Source organism: Calidithermus terrae, assembly GCF_003574345.1.
Classification (GTDB): domain Bacteria; phylum Deinococcota; class Deinococci; order Deinococcales; family Thermaceae; genus Calidithermus; species Calidithermus chliarophilus.
Genome location: NZ_QXDL01000221.1, coordinates 1 through 6,294 on the forward strand (window position 1 = coordinate 1; position 6,294 = coordinate 6,294).

The window sequence follows — 6,294 nt, forward strand, 5'->3', positions numbered from 1 at the left end:
GGCTCCCCCACCCCGAAGCTGCCTCGACCCCGAGGGCAACCTGGTGGGGGTGGGGCTGGTCAACTACAGCTCCGCCGAGATCGAGCGCGTCAAGGGGGCCAAGAGCCGCGACCTCGAGGCCATTTTGGGCTACAAGCACTCCGACGAGGTGATCCACCGCGACTACTTCGCCCTCGCCAGCGAGCTGGCCGCGCTCAGCCCCTGAGGAAGTGGCCCGGGGCTTCGGGTAAACTCGAGGGCATGATCGGCGAGATCGGGCACCGTTCCATCGCGGAGATGGCCCAGCGGGCCAGGGAGGCCGCCCGGAGGCTGGCGAGCGCTTCGCCGGCGGCCAAGGCCCAGGCCCTGCGGCGGGCGGCGGCACGGCTACACGGCGACTGGGACGCCCTCGAGGCCGCCAACCGCCACGACCTCGAGGCCGCCGAGGCCACGGGGCTCTCCAAGGCCAAGCTGGACCGCCTCAGGCTCACGCCCAGGGTGCGCGACGACCTCGTGGCCGGCCTGCTCCAGGTGGCCGACATGCCCGACCCGGTGGGCGAGGTCGAGGGCCTGACCCTGCGCCCCAACGGGCTGCAGGTGGGCCGCATGCGGGTGCCGTTGGGCGTGATCGGCTTCATCTACGAGTCGCGCCCCAACGCCACCGTCGAGGCCAGCGCCCTCGCGCTCAAGGCGGGCAACGCCATCGTGCTGCGCGGGGGCAAGGAGGCCTTCGGGTCGAACCAGGCGCTCGTGCGCCTGCTGCAGGAGTCGCTGCAGCAGGCCGGCCTCCCCGCCGAGGCCGTCCAGCTCGTCCCCACCACCGACCGCGCGGCCATCCTCGAGCTGTGCCACCTGGGCGGCCTGCTTGACCTCCTCATCCCCCGCGGCGGCAAGGAGCTCATCGAGCTCGTGCAGCGCGAGGCCCGCATGCCGGTGCTGGCCCACGCCGAGGGGGTCAACCACCTCTACGTGGACGACGGCGCGGCTGTGGATAAGGCTGTGGATATCGCCGTCAACGGCAAGGCCCAGCGGCCCAGCACCTGCAACGCGCTCGAGAAGGTCCTGGTCCACGCGGCCGCCGCGCCCGAGTTCCTGCCCCGCCTCGAGGCCGCCATGGCCCAAGCCGGGGTCGAGCTGCGCGGCTGCGAGCGCACCCGCGAGCTCCTGCCGGGCGTCAAGGCGGCCGGCGAGGAGGACTGGTCGGCCGAGTACCTCGACCTCATCCTCGCCCTCAAGGTCGTGGACTCCCTCGAGGAGGCCCTCGCCCACATCGCCCGCTACGGCTCGCGCCACACCGAGGCCATCTGCACCAACGACCACGCCCACGCCATGCGCTTCCTGCGCGAGGTGGACGCCTCCTTGGTGCTCGTCAACGCCTCGCCCCGCTTCAACGACGGCTTCCAGCTGGGCCTGGGCGCCGAGATCGGCATCTCCACCAGCAAGCTCCACGCCTACGGGGTGATGGGGGTGCGCGAGCTGACCACCACCAAGTGGGTCGCGCTGGGCGACGGGCAGGTGCGGGAGTGAGGCCCGAGCACGCCGCGCCATGAACCCCCGGCTCTCCCGGATGGTCCGGGCCTACACCAACGCCCACATCCCCTTCTTCGCCGCGGCCCTGTCCTACTACGCGCTGTTCAGCCTGATGCCCCTGCTGTTCCTGCTGGTGGGGGTCTTCGGCTTCGTGCTCTCGGGCAACGAGGGCCTGCGCGACGCCTTTTTGGTGCGCCTGGTCGAGCTCACCGTCTACCTGCTGCCCACCCAGCCCGAGCTCGCCAACGGCCTGGTGAGCTTTCTCACCCGCGGGGCCTTCCCGATCACGCTGGGCAGCTTGCTGGTATTGCTGTGGGCCTCGAGCGGCTTCTTCGCCTCGCTGGCCTATGCGCTGGGCATCATCTTCGGCGGGCTCTCGCCCCACCTGCACCAGGCCGAACTGCCCACGCCCATGGAGGGTTACACCCCCATGACCGGGCAGAAGCTGCTGCGGGCCGGGCAGCGAGTCTGGCGCTACGTGCGCTCGAGGGTGCTCGCCCTGCTGGCCCCGCTGCTGCTGGGCCTGGCCCTGATCCTGCTGGCGCTGGGGGGCTTGGCGCTGTCCTTCCTGCTGCGCTACCTGCCCCCCGAGCTGGGGATCCTGCGGGGGGGGCTCGAGCTCGCCCTGCCCCTGCTGGGCGCTTTCCTGCTCTTCCTCGTCACCTACACCCTGCTCCCCCTGCCCGCCCCCCGCCTCGGCGCCGCAGTAGTCGCGGCGGGAGCGGCAGCCCTGGCCTGGGACGGCATGCGGCTGGGGCTGCCCCTGCTCCTTCCCCGTGCCCAGTACTACGAGGTGCTCTACGGCCCCATCGCCGGGTTCCTGCTGGCGATGGTGGGTTTCTACCTCACCATGTGGATCCTGCTGGTGGGCGCGGTGCTGGCCCGGGGGCTCTCCGAGGCAGGGTAGTCGAGGCGGGGTCGAACGGCTGTGCCGAGCCCCGGTCCTGAGCTCGAGGGTCGGGCTCGAGCTGGGCTTCATACCTCGACAGCTCAGCGCCTACGGTACTCCTCGTCGGTCATGCTGACCGTCCAAACGATGCTGTTGTCAGGGGCGTAAGCGGCGCTCGACTCCTCCGGCAAAAGGCAGTAGACGAAGTAGGGCGTGCCGTTCGGGAACTGCCCCTTGGTCAGCATGAATTTCTGCATGTAGATCCCGTCCCTATCGGCCCCGCACAGGCTGGCGAAGAAGGGAGCTGGGCCATCCTGAAAACCGCCCAGGTTGCCAACCATGAGGAGCATGAAGTCCAGAACCATGCGGTGATCAATAATTCTTGGCATTTCTTCGGGGTTATCGGTACCGAATAAACGCAGCTCGGCTTGAATAACCCGCCCCTCAAGATCTTTCACGAGCGTTACCAGTGCCGGGTCAGAAAACCTTCTTGTAGAATCGTGCAGAAGCCTGAAGAAGTGAAGGACCTTTCCTATACCTATACCTTCTGCCCCCTCATACTCGCAGCCGTATTTCCGGCAGAAGGCGGTCCCGCGCAGCGAGCCGGCGGTGCCGAACAGCGGCGTGTGCCCGGCTGGGGGCCGCCGGGAGACGGTGAGGGCCCCCACGGCCAGGGCTATGCCTACGGTTATGCCTATGCAGACGACCAGCCTGCGGTACCTCATGGTTGCTCCTTCTTGGGTTAGTAGGGCACCCTCGAGTCCCCTGCTCTCCATCTCCCACCTTTGAACTCGAGGGCAGGCCTAAGCTAGGGCTTTCCTCCATATCAAGCGGGCAGTAAAGGAAGTGGGTTTGGTGGCTATCAAAGTCCTTTGTCAGCTCAGCGCCTGCGGTACTCCTCGTCGGTCATGCTGACCGTCCAAACGATGCTGTTGTTAAATGTGTGCGTGGAATCCGGCTTCATCAGCGATAGGCAGTAAACGAAGTAGGACGAACCTTTCGCGAGCTCTCCTTTAGTCAACATGAATTTTCCCATGTAGCGCCCGTCGATGTCGGTTCCACATAAACGGCTGAAAACAGCCGTTGGGGCATTATGAAAGTCACCCAAATTGCCGACCATGAGGAGCATGAAGTCCCGGATTATATTAGGGTCATTGCTAGTTTCAAAGCCCTTGGGATTGTTTTCATTAACAAGTATCAGCTCGGCTTGGACGATTCGTCCTTCGAGATCCTTCCTGAGCATTACCTTTGCCGTTCCGGGAAGATACTTTTGGTCGAAGGGTCTTTCCGCGGAGTCGCGAAGAAGCCTGAAAAAGTGGAAGACTTGATCAACCCATCCAGCAAATTTCTCTGCCCCCTCATACTCGCAGCCGTACTTCCGGCAGAAGTCCGTACCGCGCAGGGAGCCGGCGGTGCCGAACAGGGGCGTGCGCCCGGTTGGGGGCCGCCGGGAGACGGTCAAAGCCCCCACGGCCAGGGCTATGCCTACGGTTATGCCTATGCAAACGACCAAGCCGCGGTGCCTCATGTTCACTCCTTCTGGGCCCAGTAGGACACCCTCGAGTCTCTCTGGTCAAAGTCCTTTGTCAGCTCAGCGCCTGCGGTACTCCTCGTCGGTCATGCTGACCGTCCAAACGATGGTGTTGTTGAACGCGTGCGCGGCATCCGGTTTTGCCAGCGAGAGGCAATAGATAAAGTAGGGCGTACCGTCCGGAAGGCGCCCCTTGGTCAACATGAATTTCTCCATGTAGCGCCCGTCAAGTCCAGTAACACATACACCAGCGAAGATGGCGGCCGGACCTGTATCCTGGAAAACCTTCACTTTACCCACCATTAGAAGCATGAAGTCCCATGCTATGTTGTAGTCAAACTGGTTATCAAAGCCTTTACGATTGTTTTCACTAAAGAACGCCAGCTCAGCCTGGATGATTTGACCCTTGCTGTTTCTTGCGATCATTGCTTTTACGGTGCCAGGGCGGTAGTCATCATCTATAGGATTTCTCGCAGAGTCATACAAGAGTTTTAGATGGTGAAAAACGGTATTCCTCCATACGGTAGATTCGTGTGCCCCCTCATACTCGCAGCCGTATTTCCGGCAGAAGGCGGTCCCGCGCAGCGAGCCGGCGGTGCCGAACAGCGGCGTGTGCCCGGCTGGGGGCCGCCGGGAGACGGTGAGGGCCCCCACGGCCAGGGCTATGCCTACGGTTATGCCTATGCAGACGACCAGCCTGCGGTACCTCATTTCTATACCTTTCTGAGCCAGCACCTGGGGACAAAGTTCTTGTACGGCTCTACGATCCAACACTCTTTCCCGTTTTCGATAGTCTTCTTCAAAGGAAAGTTGGTCGTAAACTCAATGCCCACGTTTTGCTGCGCCACAGTGACGTGTTTATCGGATACCTCAGCTACCACGGCCACATGGCCGTAGCTCCCTGTAGCGAACACCATAAGGTCGCCCTTGCGGGGCTTAGTGGGGCTGCCATTGAGGTACTGCGTCAGGCCGGAGTAGCCCATCTCCCCGTCTTTGAGGCCCTCTGTGTACATCTTGATGGCGCCGCCACTTCTACCCAAAGCATCTAGCGTATGGCCGTAGATAAGCCAGTAATACCTACGGGCGAACTCCACGCACTGCCATTTTTGCCCCATGTATATTTTATTCAAATAGTTAGGGCCGTAAGAGTCACCTTCTGCTAGCCCGTGGTAGAACCCTTCAACCCCGTCGAGTGACCCTATAGGGATTCCTTTACCCTGCTCGTCCCACTCCTCTTTAGTCAAGCCGTCAGCCTTGGAGTCCGAGAGCTTCTGTCGCTCCGCGAGGGGACGTACCACCAAACCCTCAACCTCGCCAGGCTCGGGTTTATTTATCTCCCCCAGGGATGTATATAGCAGCTTTGCGCCTAGGGCTACTTCCTCTTCGCCATGGCCTATGTTGACAATTTGCCTTGCCCCTATGAAGTCTTGAAGGTCGGGCTGCTTTCCTTTTGGCAAGCGACCGTCGAGGGAGTTTTGTGGAGCTTGCCTCCTTGGACGGAAAGTCCCGGCACGCATTCCTTCCACGAGGATTAATGCCGACAGTTCAGGGTATCGAACTACCGCATCCGGATCTTCGACGATATTCGGAGTGATGCCATTGATGGTAAATCCCTCTTTCTCAATAATCTGTTGCCACTTCATGTAATTGCTTTTGCCGGTGATCTGAACGTATCCCCTGCCACGGTACTTGTAACCGTCGCCCGGCTGGGTATTCTTCAGCTCGTTGAGGTTGCGTTGCCTGCGCTCCTCGAGGAATCGCTGGAGCCGCGCGGAGTTGTTCCTGGGTAGGCCATAAATCCGGTAGTCATCCTCCCAAATGCTAGGATTTGGCCCGTACTTCGCCTCGAAATACGCGTATGCGGAAGCTCCACTGTAAAGCTCTGTCAGCGATCTTCCCATGTTCGATTCCCAGGCCGCAGTAGCGACAATGTACGCAATGTGAGCAGGGTCGGTAACCCCGGCGTTTTTGCTGGCTTCCAGGATTGTCCTAACATGGGGAATGAAGTGGCGAACGGCTTCGGGGTTAGAAGGCTTGCCCATTTTCTTGGCGGCTTCCGGTAAGGCTTTTAGGACCGCCTTCTCAAGCCCATCCCAGTCCGTGCCCCGGCGCGGATCGCCTGTGCCGCTGGGAGCGCTGGGAGAAGGGCTGGAGGGGCTAGGAACGGGGCTGCGGGAGGGTCCCTGGTGGGCGGGTTCAGGCCCCAGCGGGCTCTCTGTCGTTGGCCGCAGCACGAAGTTATCGAAAACCAGGTCCTTACGGTCGTCGGGCTTGGGGCTGGGGTCGCGCTCGTCCACGATCCTGACGTAATCCACCAGCAGGGTGTTGTCGTTCTGGTACCGGCCCCGGACCAAGGCCCCGTGGT

General features: G+C 62.3%; 7 protein-coding genes. 3 read left to right on the plus strand and 4 right to left on the minus strand.

The annotated features are described in order from the left end of the window. The 3 genes from Mterra_RS17845 to Mterra_RS17855 all read left to right on the plus strand — a co-directional run. Positions 1–205: PUA domain-containing protein (locus Mterra_RS17845; RefSeq protein WP_338025083.1), on the plus strand; the 205-nt coding region annotated here is incomplete at its 5' end. 35 nt (positions 206–240) lie between these two features. Beyond that, positions 241–1,506 carry a glutamate-5-semialdehyde dehydrogenase gene (locus Mterra_RS17850; RefSeq protein ID WP_119316378.1) on the plus strand — a complete coding sequence of 422 codons (1,266 nt, stop codon included), beginning with the start codon at positions 241–243 and terminating at the stop codon, positions 1,504–1,506. Positions 1,507–1,525: 19 nt separating this feature from the next. Continuing rightward, on the plus strand, positions 1,526–2,416 hold the full coding sequence (locus Mterra_RS17855; protein WP_119316379.1) for a YhjD/YihY/BrkB family envelope integrity protein: 891 nt from the start codon (positions 1,526–1,528) through the stop codon (positions 2,414–2,416). Between the two features lie 83 nt (positions 2,417–2,499). Here Mterra_RS17855 and Mterra_RS22020 read toward each other — a convergent pair whose 3' ends face one another. The 4 genes from Mterra_RS22020 to Mterra_RS17875 all read right to left on the minus strand — a co-directional run. Next, on the minus strand, positions 2,500–3,123 hold the full coding sequence (locus Mterra_RS22020) for a hypothetical protein (protein WP_147372920.1): 624 nt from the start codon (positions 3,121–3,123) through the stop codon (positions 2,500–2,502). A 155-nt stretch (positions 3,124–3,278) separates the two neighbouring features. Beyond that, positions 3,279–3,926: a hypothetical protein gene (locus Mterra_RS17865; protein WP_119316381.1), complete on the minus strand. Its 648-nt coding sequence runs from the start codon at positions 3,924–3,926 to the stop codon at positions 3,279–3,281. Between the two features lie 63 nt (positions 3,927–3,989). Continuing rightward, entirely contained in the window at positions 3,990–4,583 is a 594-nt protein-coding gene (locus tag Mterra_RS22025; RefSeq protein ID WP_147372921.1) for a hypothetical protein, read from the minus strand. Positions 4,584–4,642: 59 nt separating this feature from the next. Next, positions 4,643–6,294 (minus strand): CHAP domain-containing protein (locus tag Mterra_RS17875; protein ID WP_147372922.1); only part of this gene is annotated, 1,652 nt, incomplete at its 5' end.